The organism is Pseudomonas putida (assembly GCF_004357765.1).
GTDB lineage: Bacteria > Pseudomonadota > Gammaproteobacteria > Pseudomonadales > Pseudomonadaceae > Aquipseudomonas > Aquipseudomonas putida_U.
In genome coordinates, this window is sequence record NZ_SMTE01000001.1 from 126461 (window position 1) to 146895 (window position 20435).

Sequence of the window (20435 nt, forward strand, 5' to 3'; positions counted from 1 at the left end):
CTGATTTCAACTACTAATACCTTAAGAAATGGCGCGTAATTACGTACAACGTATGACAGTATGAAATCGTACACAGCTTATGCGAGCAATCCTAACCACATAGCACTGAGTATCACGAACTGCGCCGGAATGATGTGTCGTGCAAAACCGTAGCCGCCATTGGTGAAAGCCAGCACGCATTTTGTTAGCGTGTTTGCCGTCAACGCCATCATGCCCGGAATGACAAGATCAGCTAGTCCAATCCGGCCGGCGACGACCAGCGCGGCCACCGAAGCTGTCGCCGCGTGGGCATCGCCCAGCCCGGTGATGAAGGCTGCGATGTTTACACCGTTGTGGCCTAGATGCTGAAGGAGAAAGGCAGAGAACAGTGCAATGCCGGTCAGGGCAAGGGTGATGATCAGGGCCGTGCAGAGGCTGAAGGCTCCCTCGGTTTGATACGCTGTCGCATTACCCGAGGCCGTGCGCCAAGGGGCCAGCAGCAATAGCCCATACGTCATGGTAACTATTACGCCAAGCCCGATCGATACCATGAACGGGCTCAGTAGGCGCCTGTCGACGACACCCAGTACCAGGGCGAACTGGCTGATGCTTGCGAGGTTGGACAGTACGGCCGCAGCGGCATAAGGCCTGATTGCCGTCCCTTGCTGCCTGGCCTGGTGAGCCAGCAACGCAATGGTCGCCGAGCCGGAGGCAAAGCCCGATGCAATTGCGCTCAAGGGTAGGCCATAGCTGGGGCCCAGCAACCGTAGGGCGATATGGCCCAAGGCGCCGACGGTCATCAGCAAGACCACCAGTGTGCAGATCGTGCGTGGGTTGAGTACCTGGTAAGGCCCGACGAAGCGATCCGGTGTCAAAGGCAGCACCACTAGCGCCACCGTGAGTAACATCAGGCCGTCGCGCAGCTCCTGCTCGCTCAGTTGTTGCAGCACGAAATGATGCAGCTGACGGCGCAGCGCCAACAGCAAGGTCAGTACAACGCCTGCTGCCGTGGCGAGTTCGGGTTGATCGAGGCTCAGCGCGCCCAGAGTCAGCACCAGCAGCAGCGCGATCTCGCTGGTGACTTCCGGGTCTTTGTCGGCGTGTTTGCGGTAATGCATGCAAAGCATCAGCACCAGGCCTAGGCTCGCCACCCCGACCAGCATCGCGCCCGCCAGCAGCATGCTGACATAGCCCAGCAGGGCGGTGATGGCAAAAGTTCTGAGCCCGGCGGCTGCGTGGTCTTCGTTTCGGCCTTTCTTGCGTTCACGCTCAAGCCCGACCAGCATGCCGATGCCCAGGGCCACGGCGCCATGGCCTACATTCACGGTGTCGAGCATGTTGCCTTCGGGTTGTCCTTGTGTACGCCGACGCGGCCGCTGGCGACCACCGCCATCAGCCGGCGCATGCGCTCTTTGCCGCCTGGGCACAGGGTCGTCACGATACGGTAGTCGCCCAAACCTGCGGCGAATGGGCCCAAGGGAATGCTGAGGTCAGCGCTGTAGACGCCCAGGCTCGACAAGGTGCCACCCGGGCGCAACATGATGTCGGGGCACATCAGTACCTGCTCGTCGCTGAGCCGATCAGGAATGGGAGCGAGGTTGGCCATGGCGTCCGGCACGCGAACGTATTCGGCCTGGCAGCCATCGATGAGGTTGCCGAACTTCCAGCCGCCGATGGCCTTGAAACCATGCACGGTGCCCGCGCCGTCCTGGGAGGCGCAGCCACACAGGCAGGCATAGCTGTGGCCGCTGGGGGTGATGGCGCCGGCGATGACCCGCTGGCCCTCCCGAAAGCCCTGGACCTGCGAGCCGAGCTTCTCGATCACGCCTACCGGCTCGTGGCCTACGGTCAGGCCCCTGGCCACCGGATATTCGCCACGCAGGATATGCACATCGGTGCCGCAGATCGTTGTGGTGGTGATACGCACCAGCGCATCCAGTGGGCCGATATCTGGGATGGGCCTGTCTTCCAGCACGATACGGTTCTTCTCTACGAAAACTGCCGCTTTCATTAGCGCCATGGCAGGTCTCCCGAGGCACTGCGTGATTGTTCTTGATATAGGGTCAGCGTGCGCCAGATCTGCCAGCGATCCTTGATCCGAATCAAATTCTCGCGCGGTTCGAATCACCGATCATCCGCACGGTACGTGAGTTGACAAACATCAAGGCGCGCCTGAGCCGGGGGTAGATGATCGAAATACGCTTCCCAACCGCAGAGGTGTGCCATGGACAACCCGCAAAGACTGTTGATGATCGCGTCGCCTCTGATGCGCCGAACTCCGGTCTATGACCGCGCTGCGGCGTTGGCAAAGGCCAAGGGCATGGCGTTGCACATCGTCGCTTTCGATTATCTGGAGGCGCTGGCCACGGCGGGCCTGGTCAATGACCAGGCACTGGCGGTGATGCGCGACGGCTACGTGCGGCAACATCGTGAATGGCTTGAAAGCCCTGCCGAAGGCCAGACCGTGCTGTTGATCGAGTCGACCTATGGGGATCGCCAGCACCCTGACGAATCGACCGCCCATTACCTGGCCAAGGTCATCAATGAAACGCTGCATCCTGTTCTCCGGCTTCCAGGCCGGCGGCACGCGGGGTGCCGATAAGGGCGCTGATACATGCCATGGAGAACCTCTCCGCGCATGCCGACGCCGACGAAATCATGGAGTGGTTGCGGGGTTTTACCCGGCCACCACGGCAGACCTATTTCATCCATGGCGAGCCACACGCCGCCGACACGTTGCGACGACGTATCAGCCCAATGGCCCCATCGGATCCTGCAATGACAGGCGCCCACTGCGGCGCTGGAGGTGTTCCCATGTCCCATGATCTTGCCTTGCCAACCTTGTTCGCCGATCGTACCCAGGCTGGGCGAAGCCTGATCGAGCCACTGGCCCGCTACGCCGGCAGGCCCGACGTGATCGTGCTCGCGCTGCCGCGTGGTGGCGTTCCGGTGGCCTACGAAGTCTCGACCGCCCTCAACGTGCGCCTGGACCTGCTGGTGGTGCGCAAGCTCGGCATGCCGTTTCACCCCGAGTTCGCCATGGGCGCGATAGCCAGCGGCGGCATTACGGTCCTGAATGACGACATGCTGCGGGCCTACCCGGTAGAACCGGCGTTGTTCGACGCCGTGGTTGCCAGGGAAACCGAGGAGCTGGCCCGGCGCGAACGGGCCTACCGGGGACAGCGGCCAGCCCTGCAACTCAAGGGGCAGGTGGTGATTCTCATCGATGACGGCCTGGCGACCGGGGCCACGATGAGGGCGGCTATCCAGGCTGCGCGCGCTCAGTCACCGGCGCGGATCGTGGTAGCCATCCCGGTCGCACCGCCAGAAACGCTCGAAGCGCTGTACGGTGAGGTGGATGAGCTGGTGTGCCCGCTGGTCCCCGAGCAGATGGTTTCGGTAGGTTACTGGTATCAGGATTTCCCGCAGACGTCGGACGAGGAAGTCATGACGCTCATGGGGCAATCCGATCAGCAAGCGCATTGCCGGAGCGCGTCTCATGACTGAGCACAGGGTTGAAGTTCGCACGCAGACGATGAAGCTGGCAGGCGTCGAACTAATGGGGGACGTGCGTGAGCCAGCCAACGCTGGGGCCCTGGTCATCTTCGCCCATGGTAGCGGCAGCGGGCGTCTGAGCGCCCGCAATCAGTACGTAGCGGATGTTCTCGCGGCGCGTGGCCTGGGGTCACTACTCTTCGACCTGCTGACCGAGACTGAGCAACGACTGGATAACGAGACCGGAGAATTGCGCTTTGATATTGCCTTGCTGGCCAAGCGTTTGATCGATGTCATCGATTGGGTTGCAGGCGATCCGCAGCTGGGCAAGTTGCGCATCGGCTTGTTCGGTGCAAGCACCGGGGCCGCTGCGGCCCTGTGGGCGGCTGCGCAGCGTCCCGAGCGGGTGGCGGCGGTGGTGAGCAGAGGCGGCAGAACAGACCTGGCTGAGCCGATGCTGGACCGTGTGCAGGCGCCAACCTTGCACATCGTAGGTAGCCGGGACGCCCTGGTGCTTGAGCTCAATCGTCAGGTGGGTCGCTTGCTGAGCTGTGAGCAGCACCTTGAAGTGGTGCCAGGCGCTACGCATCTTTTCGAAGAGCCTGGCACACTGGCGAAGGCCGCTGCGCTCGCCGGTGACTGGTTTGTGAAGTACCTGCAGCGTGAATCCGCCTAATGGGGCTTCGCCGAGGCTTATACACCAAATGGATAGGTTTCGTCCTCAGGCTCAAGATGCTGTTGTTTCGGCAAGGGCAGGGCAGTCACTGGCTGGGTCTGCTCGAACCACAGCAGCGCATCGAACTGCTCGGCCAGCACCGCTTCGAAGTAGTGGCTTAGCCGTTCGCTCTCGGGGCGATAGATGACACCGATGGCGCGTTGGAGTAGCGCCGTGGACAGCACATGGCGCAGCTCCTTGCGCTGTGGGTCGCGCCAGTCGCTCAGGCAGGCTGGCACGCCTGCGAGGCGGAACTGGTGCTCCCAGCTGTCGCTGCGCGAAGGGCGGATGTCCTTGATCTGCATGTCGCCGTCCCAGTCATCGGCGGCCGCCACTTGGCCGCGGTCTGTGGCCATGCCGATCAGCACCGCGTCATGCCCGAAAGCGCTGCGGCAAAGCTGGCCGATGTTGAACTGGCCTTTCCAGCCCATTTCCGTGGCTCCGGCATTGCCGATATGGGAGTTGTGTGCCCAGACCACCGCTTTGGCATGGGGCCCCCGGTGTTCCAGCAGCGCGCGCAAGGTATCGAACATGTGCCGGTCGCGCAGGTTCCAGGAAGCCGTCGAACCTCGGTAAATGGCGCGGTAGTACTGTTCCGCGGCGATGATGACACGGGCGTTCTGCGTTGCGTTGAAGAAGGCTTCGTCATTGCGGACAAGCCCTGACAGTTGCTCGGCGAGCATGACATTCAACTGCTGGATCACCGGTTGCTCGCAAGGCATGACGCCACTGCGCTCGACAAAGTGCCCATACAGAGCGGGGTCGTCCTGCCAAGGCGTCAGGCAACCATAGCGGCGGCGAGCCTCATGGGCCAGGTGCGGATCGACCCGGTCCAGATACGCCAGCACTTCATGGATGGAGTTGCGCAGGCTATAGACATCCAGGCCACGGAATTCCACGCGATGGTCGGTGGGCAGCAGACGGTTGTGGCCGTGCAGCCAATGGGCGAAGGCTTTGACTTCGCTGTTGCGCCACATCCAGGTCGGAAAACGGCTGAAAATATGGCGTTTCCACGCCGAATGCGCCAAGCCGCGAACGTACTGATCGACATGCCCGGCATCCGGCCAGTCGGCCTCGACGGCGACGATGTTGAAACCATGCTGTTCGATCAGGCGCCGAGTGATCGCCGCTCGGGCGCGATAGAACTCGCTGGTGCCGTGACTCGCCTCGCCCAGCAGGATGACCCGCGCGTCAGCGTAGCGGTCGAACAGGGCTGCGAATGCCGGTGTATCCAGGTCTGGCAAGGGTTCGGCGTATTGATGAAGCACCGGGGCAATATCGGCAGTGTCGACCTGATACTGCTTGCCGTAGAGTTTTTCCATCAATTTCTTCGAAGGGCCGTTCATGGGGATGCTTCCGTAGTCGGGCCGCCGCGCCTTGACCTGTCAGGGTGCGGCGGCCCTGGGTCAGATCAGGGAGAGCCGGTGAATGACTTGGCTGGGGTCATCCGGGTCAGCGGCGGTGGTGAACCCCGCCGCCTTGGCCAGATCGCGCATCGCCTGGTTGGCTGCTGCGTCGATCGAATACATCTGCCGCAAGCCCTTGGCCCGGGCATGGTCGATCAGGTGCTTGAGCAGCAGGCGCCCCAGGCCATGGTGCTGCCAGCTGTCCATGACGGTAACGGCGCATTCGCACTCATCCTTGCCGCTGGCGGTGGCGTAGCGGGAAATGCCCACTTCCTGCAATTCGCCATCCACGTGAGCGAGGGCGACGTAGGCCGCCTGGCGATCCTGATCGACCTTCATCAACTGATCGAGCATGGCCTCACCGGGCTCCCTGAGCTGGCACAGGAAGCGGAAATGTCGCGACTCGGGCGACAGCCGCTCAATGAAGGCTTTTTCGCGTTCTCGGTCCTGGGCCCGCAAGGGCCTGATCAACACGTGAACGCCGTTATCAAGGGCTTCGATCCAGTATTCACCCGAAGGTTTGGGGAACGAAGGCGTTGTGTGCACACGGGAAGTTTCGGCAGGTGCCATGGCAATGTCCTCTATGTCGAATGAACAAGGAAGGTCAGTGTCGACAGTGGGCCCTGCGCTGACTTGACAGTTGTCAAATGCTTCACTCATGACCTGTCAAACCGATAGAAAAAGCTTCCCCGATTTAGGGTCAGCCACTGGTGATGGACGTTAGGGGTGCCCAGTTGCGCGACGAAACGTTTGAATTCGCTTGCGAGAAATTCATACGAGGGGATTTCCGCCAGGCTGTAGTGCTCGCTATGACGCAGGAGGGCAGCCTGGTCATAAACGCAGAAGAGATGCATCTTCGCCTTGCGCGCATGGGTTATGAGTCTCGCGGCTTCGACGACTGCGGCATTCGCTTCCCCGTCGTCCAGGTCTTCGCAGCTGGCCGGCGCCACCTTTTGGCTGAGAGCGCCTGGCAAACAGTCGGTCTTCTGCCAAGCGTTCGACGCTTGAGCATGCAGGCGCATGCAAGGCGCGGTTTGATCTTCATCAAGTCGCCTCGGGTGGCATGCAACCCTTGGTCGGATAGACCGCTAACGTTTTGTCGGGCCGCTAATTTGAATAGATGCCCGCCTGCAAAAAAGCGGAGGCATCGTCATGTCAGGCTCTGCAGAAATGGGGGCAAGGCCCCATGTGAAGTGCCTTGCGTGTTCGTTGAGCCGGCTCTGTCTGCCCGCTAGCCTCAGTGCCGGCGAAGTGGACAAGCTGGAGCGGATTGTCCGCCGTAACCGGCCGTTGAAGCGGGGTGAATACCTGTTCAAGTTCAATGAGCCCATGGAGCACGTGTTTGCCTTGCGCTCTGGGGCGATCAAGAATTTTATGCTTGATGCCGACGGCACCGAACGGGTAACTGGCTTCATTCTGCCAGGGGAAATGCTGGGGCTGGACGCTATTGGTTCCAGTCATTATCGAAGCTTTGCCGTAGCCCTTGAAATATCGCTTGTCTGCTCCATCCGACTGGACCAGCTGGTGGACCTCTCCGGCCAGATTCCGGGGTTACGCTATCAATTGCTGCACATGCTCAGCCTGGGGATTCATGGCAAGGACGAGCACCTGCGCTGCTGTCATGGGCGGGCCGACCAGCGTCTGGCGATCTTCCTGTTGGGTATGTCGGCGCGTTACCAGGCGCGGGGGCTGCGGGCTGATATGTTCAAGCTGCCGATGTCCCGAGCTGATATCGCCAACTACCTGGACCTCACGCAGGAAACGATCAGCCGACTGTTCGGCCGTTTCGTCCATTCAGGTTTCCTGCAATGCGTCGGGCGTGAGCTCAGGCTCATCGACATGCAAGGCTTGGTCAACCTGACCCACCTAGAGGAACCCATTTGAGTGCAGCAAGCAATCGGTCATAGCGTTGCACAGGCCAGCGTTCGAGTGGGGGCCTAACGCAGAGTATGCGTGGTACATGATCTGTGCGTATCCAGATGCGCTGCGGGGATACGCCTGTTTGCCAGCACAGCTGAGCCAGCTGGCGCGCTACCTGTGGCGGTGCGCAACAGTAGACCGTGTCCGGGTGAAAGGAGGTCAGTAAGCGCCTGATTTGCCACCAGCCACTGCTGCTGTCACGCGGCAGCGGAGGCAGCGCCGCCAACCAGGTTTGGCATTCCTCTGGCAGCAACTCGGCCGCAATGCCGTCATGTGACAGCTGCAACTGTACCCAAGGCAGCCAGCAGCGAATCTCATCCAGCGCGCCCAGCAAGGGCAGCAGGCCATCGGCGCGAGCGATGGCCAGCAGCCTTGTACTTTGCAGGGGCAGCGGCCAGGCGCTGCCGAGCGGCCCGGTATAGTCGAACAGCTCTCCCACCCGACCCAGGGGCTGTGCATTCTGAATGCTGACGATAAATTGTCCGGTGACACCAGGCAGGGTCACATAGCTGCATGGCCAGCACTCGTTACCACGGCCGAGCATGCAGTACTGGCCTGCCATTGCCTCGCTGCACGACTGGCGGCACAGGGCCAGGCGCACGAATTGCTGGATGCCCGGCCCCGATAACGTCTGCAGTAAGCGGACGCTGGCTCCGCCATCTCGGTTCATGGCTGCCTCGCTCTGTAAGTATGTCTTGCTGATATCAGCCTAGGCCGTGGTCAATGCGGCATGTTGACCAGGATCAAACCGACTGGCGGAAGGGGCGCCACGCTCTTGATAAAGGTCAAACGGGGGGCAGCCCCACGGCGCATGCTCGAGGCGTCTCCCTGGGAGGCATTACTCATTCGAGGAGGTCGCCATGTCAGAAGTTGCCAAGAAAGTGCCTGTTACCCCGGTCGCCACCCAGCCAGCCCAAGCTTCGCCGCCCAGCGTCGAACCTTCGGATCTGTGGCGGCCCTTCCAGCAATTGCGCCGTCAGATCGACAGCCTGTTCGAAGATTTCGGCCGGCGGCCGATGCGCATGCCGTTCAGCCACACACCGTTCGATCTCGAACCATTCTGGCGGCGTGACTTGTTCACCCACGGTATGCCAGCCATGGACATCAGCGAGCTGGCCGAGGAGTACCGCATCAGCGCCGAGTTGCCTGGCGTAGATGACAAGGACATCGAGATCAAGCTCGCCAATGGCAACCTGGTGATCCGCGGCGAGAAACAGGAGGAAAAGGACGAAAAACGCAAGGAATATCACCTGTCCGAGCGCCATTACGGCAGCTTCGAGCGGGTATTCCAGTTGCCCCGTGAAGTTGACGCCGAGAAGATCAATGCCCAGTTCAGCAAAGGCGTGCTGCTGGTGCACCTGCCCAAGCGCGCCGAAGCCATCCATCCGGAAAAGGTAATTCCGATCAAGAGCGGTAAATGATCAACCTTATCCTGACTGCATTGAGGAGCAAGGAGGCTCCGCCTGTGGAGGTAGAACATGATGTCCATTGGCAAATACTGCAACCGTGACGTGGTTACTGCACCACCCGGTATTTCCATCTATGCCGCAGCGCGCATGATGAATCAGTACCATGTTGGCGACCTGGTATTGGCCGAACATGTCGACCGCGAGCGTTATCGGCCCATCGGCCTGATCACCGATCGCGATCTGGCGTTGCGTATCATCGCGCGCAATCCACCGGATCAGGAAGACCTGCAGGCGGTCGATGTGCTGCCTCGGCCTCTGATCACCGCGAACCAGAACGAAGACTTGTTCGATGTCATCCTCAACATGCGGCGCGCCAATATCCGACGCATTCCGGTAGTCGATGACTTGGGCCTGCTGGTCGGTATCGCCACGGCAGACGACCTGGTGGGGCTTCTGTCGGACCACCTGCACGAACTGTCACTGCTGATCCGTCAACAGAGCCGGCGGGAGGAGGACCTTCGCGGCGAAGACCTTTGAGCGCACCCGTGCGCGATGATGACAGGAGGCTGACATGAGTGATTTCCCCAATGCCGAAGAACTCGAAAGCCTGGACGCCTAACCCAGCCTTACTTGGCCTTCCAGTATTTCTGCATTTCCAGGAACAGGAAGGATGCGGTCCACGTGATCAGTACCAGGCCCGTCAACGCCTGCAGGCCGGTGAGGTACTTGAGATGGCCGGTGGGCGCGATGTCGCCAAATCCTATAGTGGTATAGGTGGTGAAGGAAAAATACACACAGTCCAGGAAGCTCCCGTCGAAATTGCCGCTGAGCGTACCCCAGCCCGGGGCATGGGCCATCAGGTAATAGGCCAGGGCAAAGCACCATACTTCGATTGCGTGGGCCAGCAGCGCGCCGAATACGCCAGCCACGATGCGAAAGCGGCTCCAGAGCTTGAGCCGAGGGAGCCAGTCATTCAGGCGCAGCAGGCATTCGTAATGGATGATCACCACCAGGATCACCACCAGCATGTTGATCAGTGTCACAGAGAGCATGGCGGGTACCCTGGCCAGGATTGATGGTTCATTTGGTGGCCTCGACCAACACGTAAGTAGCGGGCTCATTGGCCTGCGGTTGCAACGCTGGGAATTCTTCAGGGGTGATGGTTTCCTTGGCCAGCAACAGACGCGCACCTGCGTCCAGGTCGTTGCGGCGCTGCTCCAGCAAAGCCCGCGCCTGGTCATAGGCTTCTTCGAGCAAGCCGCGGACAGCGAGGTCGATCTCGCGCGCAGTTTGCTCCGAGTAGTCCTTGCGCTCCTGGCGCAACATCGAATCGCCCAGATAGCCGGCTTGCTGGCGCTCCAGCACCGCCTGGCCCAGCACCGGGCTCATGCCGAAGCGGGTAACCAGCTGGCGGGCGATGTCGGTGGCGCGCCCGAGGTCGTCGGCGGCACCCGTGGAGACCTGGCCGAACGCAAGGTGTTCGGCGGCGCGCCCGGCCATCAGCACGACCAAGCGGTCGCGCAGCATCTGGGTGCTGATCAGGTAGCGGTCATCGGTCGGTCGTTGCAGGGTGTAACCTAGTGAACCCGCAGCGCGGGGAATGATCGACACCTTGTGGACCGGATCCATTGCCGGCAGGCTGCTGGCGGCCAGAGCATGCCCCATTTCGTGGTAGGCCACCACCTGGCGTTCGTCGCTGCGCAACACGCTGCCTTTGCGCTCGACACCCGCCACCAGGCGCTCGACCGCAGCGGTAAAATCCTGCAACTCGACCCACTGGCTGGAGCGCCGGGTAGCGACGATGGCCGCCTCGTTGACCAGGTTGGCCAGGTCGGCGCCCGTCAGGCCTGGGGTAATCTCGGCAATCCGCTCGCAGTCCAGGTCATTCTTGTAGATGATCTTGTGCAGGTGGACTTTCAGGATCGCCAGGCGGCCCTTGCGGTCGGGCCGGTCGATGAGAATCTGCCGGTCGAAGCGCCCTGCACGCAGCAGCGCCGGGTCCAGCACTTCCGGGCGATTGGTCGCGGCCAACAGCACCACGCCTTCACGCGGGTCGAAGCCGTCGAGCTCGGCCAGTAACTGATTGAGGGTTTGTTCTTTCTCGTCATTGCCGCCAAAGCTGCCGACGCCGCGCATCTTGCCCAGGGCGTCCAGTTCGTCGATGAAAATGATGCAAGGTGCGGCCTGGCGGGCCTGGTCGAAGAGGTCACGTACCCGCGCGGCACCCACGCCCACGAACATCTCCACGAACTCCGAGCCGGAGATCGAGAAGAACGGCACCGCCGCTTCCCCGGCGATGGCCTTGGCGACCAGGGTTTTGCCGGTTCCGGGTGGGCCAACCAGCAACGTGCCCTTGGGTACATGAGCGCCAAGACGTGCATACCAGGCCTTGTTTTTCAGGAAGGACACAATCTCGGTCAGCTCGCCCTTGACGTCGTCGATACCGGCCACGTCGGCGAAGGTCACCTGGGTTTCATGTTCGACATAGACTCGCGCGCGCGACTTGCCAACCCCCATCAACCCGCCCAGTCCCTGTCTCTGCCCCACGCCATGAAACAGGAAGTACCACAGCACCAGCATCATCAACAGCGGCATCAATGAGCCCACCGCAGTCGCTACCGTGCTGTCCTGGATGACGCCAGAGAACGACACCCCAGAGCGACCCAGTTGCTCGCTCAGTGCCGGGTCGACGCGCACGGTGGAAAACACCGAACGGCCATCGATCGGCTCCTGCAGCCTGCCGAGGATACGGTCGTGCTCGATATGCAGGTCGCTGACCTTCTGCTGATCGAGTAACTGCAGGAACTGGCTGTAAGGGATGGCTTGCACGGCCGGCTTGTTGAACATGCCGAACTGCACGGCTGCGAGCACCGCCAGACCAATTGCCAGGAAGTAGAGCTTCCAGGGCTTACCCTTGTTCATCCATTTCTCCTCGGCGCGGCGGCACTAGGCGATCAACAGATAATCTTCGACCTTGCTGACGCCCGGCACCGACCAGGCCGCACGCTCGACCACTTCTCGCTCGCGCAGCAAGTGCACCTTGCCCTCCAACTTGACCACGCCACCGTTGACCGTGACGCGGATGCCTTCGGCCTGGATTTCGGCGCTGCGCTTGAGAGCGTCCTCGATATGGCGTTTGATATCGACCGCGTCGGCCCGGGCTTTGAGGGTGATGCGGTTATGCACGCCGACCACGCCCGACAGGCGCCAGACTGCCTGTTCGATCACCTCCTTCTGGTATTGCCAATCGAGCTGGCCTTCCAAGGTCACCGTCCCTTTCTGCACGGTGACCTTGATGCCCTCCACGTTGGCGTCCGAGCTCCAGGCGATGATGTTCAGGGCACGGCTGGCAATCGTGTCGTCAGCGGTACCTTCGAGCTTGTTCAGGCGTACCTCGATTTCCTCGGCCAGCCCGCGCACGCCTTTCATGGCCTTGACCGTGCGCTCGGCACTGACTTTCTGGGCATAGCTGTTGACGTGCCCGGAGAGGGTCACCACACCGTCCTGCACCGTCACGCCGATGCTGGCGGCATTGATATCAGGTTTGAATTCCAGCTCTTCGAGCACAAGGTCTCGCAAGTCAAGGTCGTTCATGATCGGCTCCGGTAGCGGACAGGGGAGGGGCTGAAGTGCCCTGAGTCCTTGTTTCTACCCTTGTGCCGGCCAACGCGATTGACAAATGTCAGGCTGCGGCGCACGCCGCCATCGATACTCAGCGTGTCCTGGGCATGCATGAGGGTACGGATATGCGACGTTATGTGCTTTGCGGGTGGGCAAGCCTGCTGCTGATTACTGTTTCAGGCTGCACGGCGTGGCGCGCCGAGGAATACGATGCGCGCCTGGAGTCGGCGGAGAACAATGCCGCCACCGCGAGGTTGCGCGCCGATCAGGTGTGTTACCGCATCGATCTGGTCGAGCAGACTGCCAACGAGGCACTACGGCGGGCAACCCAGGCTCAGGACGAGGTGCAGCAACTGCGCCAACAGGCCAGACGCAAGTAGCCCGCCATGCCACGTCGATGGCTCGACCCCGCACTGTTGGTGGTCTGCCTGCTGGCCTTGGTGACAGGCGGCGTGGCCTATGCGGCGCAGCGGCCTGCCTGGGCCGCGCTTGTCTGGGCAACTGGCGGCCTGATCATGGCCGGGGTGTTGGCGGTGGAAATGCTCAGGCGCCTGGCCCGTGGGGAGGCGGGTATCGATCTGATTGCCTTGTTGTCGATCACCGCCGCTCTGGCCCTGGAGAACATGTTGGTGGCGGCTGTGGTCGCGCTGATGCTGGCCACCGGCCGGGCACTTGAAGCGTTCAGTGTGCGTCATGCCGAGCGTGAACTGCGCGCGCTGATCGACCGGGCGCCGCAACGTGCCTGGATCCAGGAACAGGACGGGCTGCGAGAGGTTGCGGTGGATCAGGTCAGGCCAGGTCAGGCCGTGCTGGTGCGCCTGGGTGAAATCGTGCCAGTGGACGGGCGCACGCTGGACGAGGCGGCACTGACCGGGGAGTCGTTACCCGTCACTCGCCGTTGCGGCGAGTCGGTGGCCAGCGGGGTGTGCAACGCAGGCGCGCCGTTGCTGCTGGTGGCCACGCAGACCGCGGCGCAAAGCACCTATGCCGGCATCGTGCGCCTGGCCGAGGCGGCACGCCAGTCACGCGCGCCCTTCGTGCGCCTGGCTGACCGCTACGCGCTGGCCTTCATCCCGCTGACATTGCTGATCGCCGCGCTCGCCTGGTGGGCCAGTGGCGACCCGCAGCGCGTGCTGGCGGTGCTGGTGGTCGCCACGCCTTGCCCGCTGATATTGGCAGTGCCGATTGCCGTGCTGTCGGGCATCTCGCGAGCGGCGCGGCGTAGCATTCTGGTGCGCGATGGCGCGGTCCTGGAGGCGCTTGCCGGGATCCGCCAGGTCTTTCTCGACAAGACCGGAACCTTGACCAGCGGTCATGCCCGGTTGCAATCGATCGAGCTCAACGGGGAGGGCGCGCCGCTGCAGATTTTGCAGTGGGCCGCGTCGTTGGCCCAGGCCTCCACCCATCCGATCGCTCGGGCTATTGTCGACGCTGCCCTCGCGCGGGGCCTTACCCTGACGGCGCCGGAAAAGGTGCAGGAGGCTCCAGGCCAAGGGTTGGCCGGCCAGGTGCAAGGCAAGGCCGTGCGCTTGGGGCTGCTGGCTTACGTGCAGCAGGACAGGGAGGCGGGCCATTGGGCACAGGCGTGCTTGCGGCAGTTGGACTATCTGGCCAGCAGTGGCAGTTTCGTCGCCGTGGACGGTGAACTGAAAGCGATGTTGCGGCTGGCCGACGATGTGCGTCGGGAAACACCCCAGACCCTGCGCCGGCTTCGAGCACGTGGGATCGACAAGATTGTCATGCTGACTGGCGACCGCCCCCAGACGGCGCAAATGATCGCATTGACGGCGGGTATCGATGCGCTTCGCTCTGGCCTTTCACCACAGGACAAGGTCCGCCTGGTTCAGGAAGGTCGCCAAAAAGGCCCCACGCTGATGGTCGGGGATGGCATCAATGATGCGCCGGCACTGGCTGCTGCCGATGTCGGGGTTGCCATGGGTGCGTCCGGCGTGACGGCCTCGGCGCAGTCAGCCGGCGTGGTCTTGCTGGTCGACAGGCTGGATCGCTTGATCGAAGCGCTCGACATCGCCCGACACGCCGTGCGCATTGCCCGCCAAGGCGTGTGGGTGGGCATGAGCCTCTCGTTGCTGGCCATGCTGTGCGCTGCGGCCGGCTACCTGCCTGCGGTGATGGGGGCGATAGTGCAGGAAGGCATCGACCTGTTGATCATCCTCAATGCCCTGCGCGCCCTCGGCCCGGTTGCCGGCGATGGCCGCAACGGGTTGCCCGCCGCGAGCCTGCAGCGCATGCAGGACGAGCATCGGCAGCTGGACGGGTTGTTGAGCGAACTGAGCCAGATGGCGCGGGACTTTGCCAGCCGCCCTGCGCCGCAGGCGCGGGCCGACCTCGGGCGCCTGGTCGCCGCCCTGCATGGCTTGCTGGAGCGCCATGAGCGGGACGACGAGCAGCGGCTATACCCTTTGTTGAGCCGCTACATGGGGGGCGAGGATCCGCTCTCGCCGCTCAGCCATACCCACCGGGAAATGTTCAGGCTGATCCATTTGCTGACGCGCATGAGCGAGGATTTCATCCAGGCCGCTGCCCACCCGAGCGCCGACGAAATCCAGCACCAGCTCATACGCCTGGATACCTTGGCGAAATTACATTTCGACCAGGAAGAAGCCTTGTATCGGTACCTCGACAAACATTGAGCGACGCTGCAGGCGTTCGCACGTTTGATAAAAATCAAGCGCCAAGGGCGGCGTGAGCCGGATGCTGGCAGCAGTCAATCACGCTGCCCTGCACGGGAGCTGAAAATCATGCCGCACAGCAAAATCCTTTTTCGGTCAGCGGCACGGGAGAAGATCCTCAGTGGCGCCACCCAGCTCGCCGATGCCGTACGCGTCACCTTGGGCCCCAAGTCGAAGTCGGTGCTGATGCAGAGCACCTGGGGTCGCCCGACTGTCTGTAACGATGGCGTGTCCATCGCCAAGCGTGTCGACTTGCAGGACGCTGAGGAGAACCTCGGCGCCCAGATGCTGCGCCAGGCAGCCGAGCGCACGGCGGAGGCGGTCGGCGATGGCACCAGCACGGCGACGGTACTGGCCCAGGCAATTCTTGCCGATGGCGTCAGAAACGTGGTGGCCGGGGCCAGTGCCATCGACCTCAAGCGCGGCCTGGATATGGGCCTGGCGCTGGTTCAGGCGGCATTGCTGGCGCAGTCGCGTGCGGTCAACACGATCCGGGAAAAAGCCCAGGTGGCCACATTGTCCGCCCACAACGACCCCTTGATCGGTCAGCTGGTCGCCGACGCTCTGGAAAAGGTCGGTGTGGAAGGCGTGGTGAGCGTGGAGGAATCCAAGACCACCGAAACCGTGGTCGACATCATGGATGGCATGCGTTTCGACCGGGGGTACGTGTCCCCGTACTTTGTCACCGACACCGAAAAGATGCAGGTCGAACTCACCGATGCGTGTGTACTGCTGTGCGATCACAAGATTGGTGCGCTGGCTGACCTGCTGCCATTGCTCGAGCAGGTGGCCAAGAGCGGCCAGCCGTTGATGGTGATCGCCGAGGACATCGACGGCGAAGCCTTGACCACACTGGTGGTCAATCAGATTCGCGGAGTGTTGCGCGCCGTGGCGGTGAAGGCTCCCGGGTATGGTGATCGGCGCAAGGAAATGCTTCAAGACATAGCTGTACTTACGGGCGCCACAGTGGTGTCGGCTGATTTGGGCGTCAATCTCGAGCACCTGCAACTGTCCCAGCTGGGCCAGGTTCACCGTGCGCTGGTGCTCAAAGACAGCACCGCCTTGGTCGGAGGCAAAGGCACGCAGGAGGCCGTGGCCGAGCGTGTCGCGCAAATCCGTGCGCAGATCGCCTCCAGTACCAGTGATTACGACCGGGAGAAGCTTCAGGAGCGCCTGGCCAAGCTTGCCGGTGGCGTGGCTGTCATCCGCGTGGGCGCACCTTCCGAAGCCGAGATGAAAGCGCGCAAGGACGCTCTGGATGACGCCTTGGCGGCTACCCGCGCAGCGATTGCCGAGGGCATCGTGCCCGGCGGCGGCCTTGCCTTGCTCAAGGCTGTGCCTGCCTTGCTTGCCGAAGAGCCCAGCCATGAAGGTGACACACGCACGGGGCTGCAGATCCTGCGCCGGGCACTGGAAGCGCCAGCACGGACGATTGCTGAAAATTCCGCCGTGGACGCGGGTGTCGTGGTGGCTCGCATGCTGGCCGAAACGGGCAGCATCGGCTTCGATGCCGCATCCAATACCTATGTCGACATGTACGAGACAGGCATCATCGACCCTACGAAAGTGGTGCGCGTCGCACTCGAAAATGCGGTCTCGGTCGCCAGCATTCTGCTGCTGACTGAAGCCACCATGACCGATATCCCGGAAAAGACCGCACCCCTGATGCAACCCCCGCTGCCTGAGTGATCAGGCCGACCCACCATTGGAGGCAATCATGAGCCACTATCAACGCCTGTTGCTGATCATGCGCCCGATGCTGCATCAGGCGGTCGCCCTGGAGCAGGCCGTTGCACTGGCCCGATCCGCATCGGCCAGCCTGCACATCGTCGCCTTGCTCGAATCGCTGGACAAACTCTGGCTGCTGGAGTCCGGTAAGCACCAAACGGAGCGGGAGGCTTACCGGCTTGCTCAGCAGCAACAGCTGGAAGCCCAGGCGAATGCGCTGCGCGCCTCTGGCGTGCAGGTGACCACCGAGGTGGCCTGGAGCAATGACCTGCAGGATGACATCCTGCAGCACGTCATGGAGATGCAACCGGACCTGCTGCTCAAGCAGGTCGAGCGTGAGCCCGCGCTCAAGCGCGCGTTCTTCACGCCGCTTGACTGGCAACTGTTGCGCCACTGCCCGGTCCCGGTCTACTTGCTCGGTGCCAGCCGGCCGGCGTTGCCGCGCCAGGTAGTGGCGACGGTAGACGTGGCCGACACCTCGCCAGAAGGGCAAGCCCGTAACGACAGCATCGTCCAGCAGGCCAGCGCCTTGGCCCTGCAGACCGGGGCGCAACTGGACCTGTTGCACGCCTGCGACCTGTCGATGGCCTACATGGGCGACATGGGCTATGCCGCCTGGGCCATCGGTGACATTGCCGAGCCCATGCGTCAGGCGCTGGAGGACGATTTCAAGAAACTCGCCGATCGCTTCGGGGCGCCAGCGCAACGCCGTCACTTCGTCCTGGGCCGTCCGGTCGCGGTGCTCAGCGAATACGTCGAATCACAGCCGGTTGACGTACTGGTCATGGGGCGGCCCATCGCCCGGGGACTGGACCGTCTGTTCGGCAGCACCACCGAGCATGTGTTGTATCAGGTGCCTTGCAATATCCTCGTGGTATAGGGCTGTGCGGCTGGCTACGCCATGGGCATGAGGCGCTCAGCGACCAGGGCGCTGCTGTCGACGATGTCCAGCTGGGCCCGGCAAGCGGCGGGCAGGCGAAAGGGCGTGATGCTGTCGGCGACCAGGATGCGGTCGAACATCCCGCTTTCGAACAGCGTTCCTGCGGCTGTGAACAGACCGTGGGTGGCGGCAGCCAGAATGCGGGATGCGCCAGCACGATGGCAGGCGTGTGCGGCCCGCAACAGTGTCTGGCCGGTACTGATCATGTCGTCAAACAGCACGACCGTGCTGCCAGCCACATTCCCCACCAGGCACTCGCCGCTGAGTTGCGTGTGTTGCCGGTGCTTTTCCACCATGGCCATGGCCACCGGGCGCGCGAGCAAATGGGCCAGTGCGTGGCGAAACTGTTCGGCGCGCTTGATACCGCCCATGTCCGGCGACACCACCGTGATGACCTGCTCAGCAAGCAGCGGCGCCAGGCGCTCGGCAAACAGCTGCGCGCAGTTGAGGTTCCAGGCCGGGATCCGGTAGGCATTGTCGAACGCGCTGGGATTATGCACATCCAGCGCCACCACCCGGTCGATGCCGCAGCTTTCCATCAGGCGCGCCACGTGAAGGGTAATGGTCGAATCCTGAAATTCCACCTTGCGGTCCTTGCGTCCGTAGCACAGATAGGGCGTCACGGCTGTCACCTGGCTGGCGCCGGCATCCTTGAGCGCACCACAGAAGAACAGTAGCCGGCACAGTTTGTCGTGAGCGCTGTGGTGCGTGTCACCATAAAGTGAGTGGAAAACGACGGCGTTTCGCCCCTCGACCGGGTCCATGGGCCAGCACTTGTGTTCGCCGTCCTCATAGTCTCGCTCTTCATGTGCCGACAGCGTGACGCCCAGGCGTCGGGCAACGGCATCGCCATAGCCCTCGCTCCCTTGCAATGCAAACATCAATGGCGCTGTGGTGTTCATGCGCGGTACTCCCCCGGTCGTTATCGGCAACATAAGCGGTGTTGCACCGCTGGGTTTGACGATTATCAAGTACAGCGTGGCCCATGGGCGGACACTGTGCAGGTCAGCGCATGCCAAGGGCTGCGATCTTCACAATCCGTACAGCGAGCACGCCGATGGACAAGTATCAGAAAAGCCACAAGGACAAATTGTTCAAAACCCGTCCCTTCGACCCTTACGCCATACCCCTTCGCCCGAGTGGCAGCGCGCTTTGCCCGCAATGTGGCGCAGTCTATCACGAGGGTGAATGGCACCCGCACGGAGCCAACGGCCTCGGACCGCTGGAGTCGACCGTATGCCCCGCCTGTCGACGTATCGAAGATCATGCCCCGGCGGGCCAGGTGCGCGTGTCGGGTCGTTTCCTTACGACCCATGAGCAGGAGATTCGCCAGCTCATGCTCCATGCCGAACAGCAAGAGCGCCAGACCCACGTGCTGGAACGGTTGATCGCCATCGACTGCAAGGATGACGAACTGGTGGCGACCACCACCGGCACGCACCTGGCCAACCGTATCGGACATGAACTGGAAGCCGCTTATGACGGCGCCTGCAGCTATCGCTACAGCGACAGTGAGCGGTACCTGAGCGTCGATTGGCATCGCGATTGAGAGGGACCGCCGGTTTGCTATGGCACGGAGCCTAGCAACCTGGCGGCCAATCAGCCGTGGATCGCCAGAATGCTCGAATGCACCTTGTACAGGGTTTGCTCGGTGGTACTGCCGATGACCTTGGCCAAGCCTTCATGGTAAAGCGTGCCCATGACGACCACATCGAAGCCATGCTGGTTGGCGTATTCGCTGATGACACTCCGGGCAGCCCCGCGTATCAGGTGCAAATGGTCCGGCTTGATGCCGTAGTGGCCTGCGAAGCGGGTCAGGCGTTCCCGTGCCCTGCCTGTCACTTCTTCGATCACCTCATCGGTCCATGCCACCGGTGCGGCGGCGTAGGCCATGAAGCTAGGGCTCGGTTCATAGGCCTGGAGCACATGCAGTTGTGCCTTGCAGCGCTGCGCCAGAACCTGTGCAGCCTGCAGAATATGGTCGTTGCACCTGTGCACCGCAGCGTCGTGCTCGACCAGGTCCACGGCCGCCAGCACCCGCGCAGGCAGCGCCGCCTCAGCCTGAGCCACCAGGTGCAACGGTATCGGGCAGCGGCGTAGCAACTGCCAGTCCAGTGGCGTGAGCAGGGCACGGCTGACGACGGTTTCGTGGCGGATATCCTTGATCAGCATTTCCACATGGTGCAGCTGTGCCAGGCGGATCAGGTCCTTGAGCGGGTCATCGTCATCCAGTGTTTCGGCATAGGCGGTAATACCCTGCTCGCCAAGCGCTTGCGCCTGCTCGTGCAGCCATGCCTTGCGGTGCTCGGCGTCTTGCTTGCGGGCACTGCTGCGCAGCATTTGGTCCAGGGTGATCAGGCGTGACGGTAGTTGGCTCAGCACCACCAGGTGCAAGGTGGCACCTGTGGCCTTGGCCAGCGCTTGGGCGCGCGCCATGGCTGGTGAGGAGTGCAGGTCCGGATGGCAGATCAGTAGCAGTCGCGTCAAAGCGTTCATGATGGCCTCCGCAGCGATGGCCGTCGCCGGGAAGGC

At 62.4% G+C, this 20435-nt stretch carries 20 protein-coding genes and 3 pseudogenes; 12 read left to right on the plus strand and 11 right to left on the minus strand.

Translation table 11 applies throughout. From position 1 onward, the window contains the following. Positions 1-77: 77 nt before the first annotated feature. Both E2H86_RS00585 and E2H86_RS00590 read right to left on the minus strand, forming a co-directional pair. A complete protein-coding gene (locus E2H86_RS00585; RefSeq protein ID WP_133323948.1) occupies positions 78-1316 on the minus strand; it encodes an MgtC/SapB family protein in 1239 nt (412 codons plus the stop codon). A gap of 23 nt (positions 1317-1339) precedes the next feature. After that, a pseudogene (locus E2H86_RS00590) lies at positions 1340-1999 on the minus strand (alcohol dehydrogenase catalytic domain-containing protein); the annotation flags it as partial. 204 nt (positions 2000-2203) lie between these two features. Here E2H86_RS00590 and E2H86_RS00595 point away from each other — a divergent pair. The 4 genes and pseudogenes from E2H86_RS00595 to E2H86_RS00605 form a co-directional block, all read left to right on the plus strand. Next, positions 2204-2431, plus strand: a pseudogene (locus E2H86_RS00595) (universal stress protein); the annotation flags it as partial. 167 nt (positions 2432-2598) lie between these two features. Next, a pseudogene (locus E2H86_RS26490) lies at positions 2599-2670 on the plus strand (MBL fold metallo-hydrolase RNA specificity domain-containing protein); the annotation flags it as partial. A gap of 123 nt (positions 2671-2793) precedes the next feature. Then, a complete protein-coding gene (locus tag E2H86_RS00600) occupies positions 2794-3486 on the plus strand; it encodes a phosphoribosyltransferase (protein ID WP_165976026.1) in 693 nt (230 codons plus the stop codon). A 28-nt stretch (positions 3487-3514) separates the two neighbouring features. Beyond that, positions 3515-4150, plus strand: coding sequence for a dienelactone hydrolase family protein (locus tag E2H86_RS00605; RefSeq protein ID WP_133324386.1), 636 nt, complete (start codon positions 3515-3517; stop codon positions 4148-4150). A gap of 17 nt (positions 4151-4167) precedes the next feature. Here the strand turns inward: E2H86_RS00605 and E2H86_RS00610 are convergent, their stop codons facing one another. From E2H86_RS00610 to E2H86_RS00620, 3 genes are all read right to left on the minus strand, one after another. Next, entirely contained in the window at positions 4168-5535 is a 1368-nt protein-coding gene (locus E2H86_RS00610; RefSeq protein ID WP_133323951.1) for an erythromycin esterase family protein, read from the minus strand. A gap of 60 nt (positions 5536-5595) precedes the next feature. Next, entirely contained in the window at positions 5596-6165 is a 570-nt protein-coding gene (locus E2H86_RS00615) for a GNAT family N-acetyltransferase (RefSeq protein WP_133323952.1), read from the minus strand. Positions 6166-6251: 86 nt separating this feature from the next. Next, complete coding sequence (locus E2H86_RS00620) at positions 6252-6617, minus strand: hypothetical protein (protein WP_133323953.1); 366 nt, start codon at positions 6615-6617, stop codon at positions 6252-6254. A gap of 130 nt (positions 6618-6747) precedes the next feature. Between E2H86_RS00620 and E2H86_RS00625 the strand changes: the two genes are divergently transcribed. Then, positions 6748-7479, plus strand: coding sequence for a helix-turn-helix domain-containing protein (locus E2H86_RS00625; protein ID WP_133323954.1), 732 nt, complete (start codon positions 6748-6750; stop codon positions 7477-7479). Here E2H86_RS00625 and E2H86_RS00630 read toward each other — a convergent pair. After that, positions 7448-8185, minus strand: coding sequence for a hypothetical protein (locus tag E2H86_RS00630; RefSeq protein WP_133323955.1), 738 nt, complete (start codon positions 8183-8185; stop codon positions 7448-7450). The genes E2H86_RS00625 and E2H86_RS00630 overlap by 32 nt on opposite strands. Before the next feature lie 190 nt (positions 8186-8375). Between E2H86_RS00630 and E2H86_RS00635 the strand changes: the two genes are divergently transcribed. After that, positions 8376-8936, plus strand: coding sequence for an Hsp20/alpha crystallin family protein (locus E2H86_RS00635; protein ID WP_133323956.1), 561 nt, complete (start codon positions 8376-8378; stop codon positions 8934-8936). Between the two features lie 60 nt (positions 8937-8996). Further along, positions 8997-9461 carry a CBS domain-containing protein gene (locus E2H86_RS00640; RefSeq protein ID WP_165976022.1) on the plus strand — a complete coding sequence of 155 codons (465 nt, stop codon included), beginning with the start codon at positions 8997-8999 and terminating at the stop codon, positions 9459-9461. Between the two features lie 89 nt (positions 9462-9550). Here the strand turns inward: E2H86_RS00640 and E2H86_RS00645 are convergent, their stop codons facing one another. From E2H86_RS00645 to E2H86_RS00655, 3 genes are read right to left on the minus strand one after another with little or no spacing between them, the layout of a single operon-like run. Beyond that, a complete protein-coding gene (locus E2H86_RS00645; protein ID WP_133323958.1) occupies positions 9551-9976 on the minus strand; it encodes a potassium channel family protein in 426 nt (141 codons plus the stop codon). Positions 9977-10004: 28 nt separating this feature from the next. Further along, positions 10005-11846, minus strand: coding sequence for an ATP-dependent zinc metalloprotease FtsH (ftsH, locus tag E2H86_RS00650; RefSeq protein WP_133323959.1), 1842 nt, complete (start codon positions 11844-11846; stop codon positions 10005-10007). A 24-nt stretch (positions 11847-11870) separates the two neighbouring features. Further along, on the minus strand, positions 11871-12518 hold the full coding sequence (locus E2H86_RS00655; protein WP_027917283.1) for a BON domain-containing protein: 648 nt from the start codon (positions 12516-12518) through the stop codon (positions 11871-11873). A 152-nt stretch (positions 12519-12670) separates the two neighbouring features. Between E2H86_RS00655 and E2H86_RS00660 the strand changes: the two genes are divergently transcribed. The 4 genes from E2H86_RS00660 to E2H86_RS00675 all read left to right on the plus strand — a co-directional run bounded on the left by E2H86_RS00660 (position 12671) and on the right by E2H86_RS00675 (position 17843). Then, positions 12671-12925: an outer membrane lipoprotein OprI gene (locus E2H86_RS00660; protein WP_110634624.1), complete on the plus strand. Its 255-nt coding sequence runs from the start codon at positions 12671-12673 to the stop codon at positions 12923-12925. 6 nt (positions 12926-12931) lie between these two features. Further along, positions 12932-15196, plus strand: coding sequence for a heavy metal translocating P-type ATPase (locus tag E2H86_RS00665; RefSeq protein WP_133323960.1), 2265 nt, complete (start codon positions 12932-12934; stop codon positions 15194-15196). A 108-nt stretch (positions 15197-15304) separates the two neighbouring features. Further along, on the plus strand, positions 15305-16924 hold the full coding sequence (gene groL / locus E2H86_RS00670; protein ID WP_133323961.1) for a chaperonin GroEL: 1620 nt from the start codon (positions 15305-15307) through the stop codon (positions 16922-16924). 28 nt (positions 16925-16952) lie between these two features. Then, positions 16953-17843, plus strand: a complete 891-nt coding sequence (locus E2H86_RS00675; protein ID WP_133323962.1) for a universal stress protein — start codon at positions 16953-16955, stop codon at positions 17841-17843. Positions 17844-17857: 14 nt separating this feature from the next. Here the strand turns inward: E2H86_RS00675 and E2H86_RS00680 are convergent, their stop codons facing one another. Beyond that, a complete protein-coding gene (locus E2H86_RS00680; RefSeq protein WP_133323963.1) occupies positions 17858-18805 on the minus strand; it encodes a ribose-phosphate diphosphokinase in 948 nt (315 codons plus the stop codon). 155 nt (positions 18806-18960) lie between these two features. On the opposite strand from E2H86_RS00680, the gene E2H86_RS00685 reads away from it, so the two are divergent. After that, positions 18961-19452 (plus strand): BCAM0308 family protein, encoded by a 492-nt coding sequence (locus tag E2H86_RS00685; protein ID WP_133323964.1) that lies wholly within the window; start codon positions 18961-18963, stop codon positions 19450-19452. 50 nt (positions 19453-19502) lie between these two features. Here E2H86_RS00685 and E2H86_RS00690 read toward each other — a convergent pair whose 3' ends face one another. Next, positions 19503-20399, minus strand: coding sequence for a universal stress protein (locus E2H86_RS00690; RefSeq protein ID WP_133324388.1), 897 nt, complete (start codon positions 20397-20399; stop codon positions 19503-19505). Positions 20400-20435 lie beyond the last annotated feature (36 nt).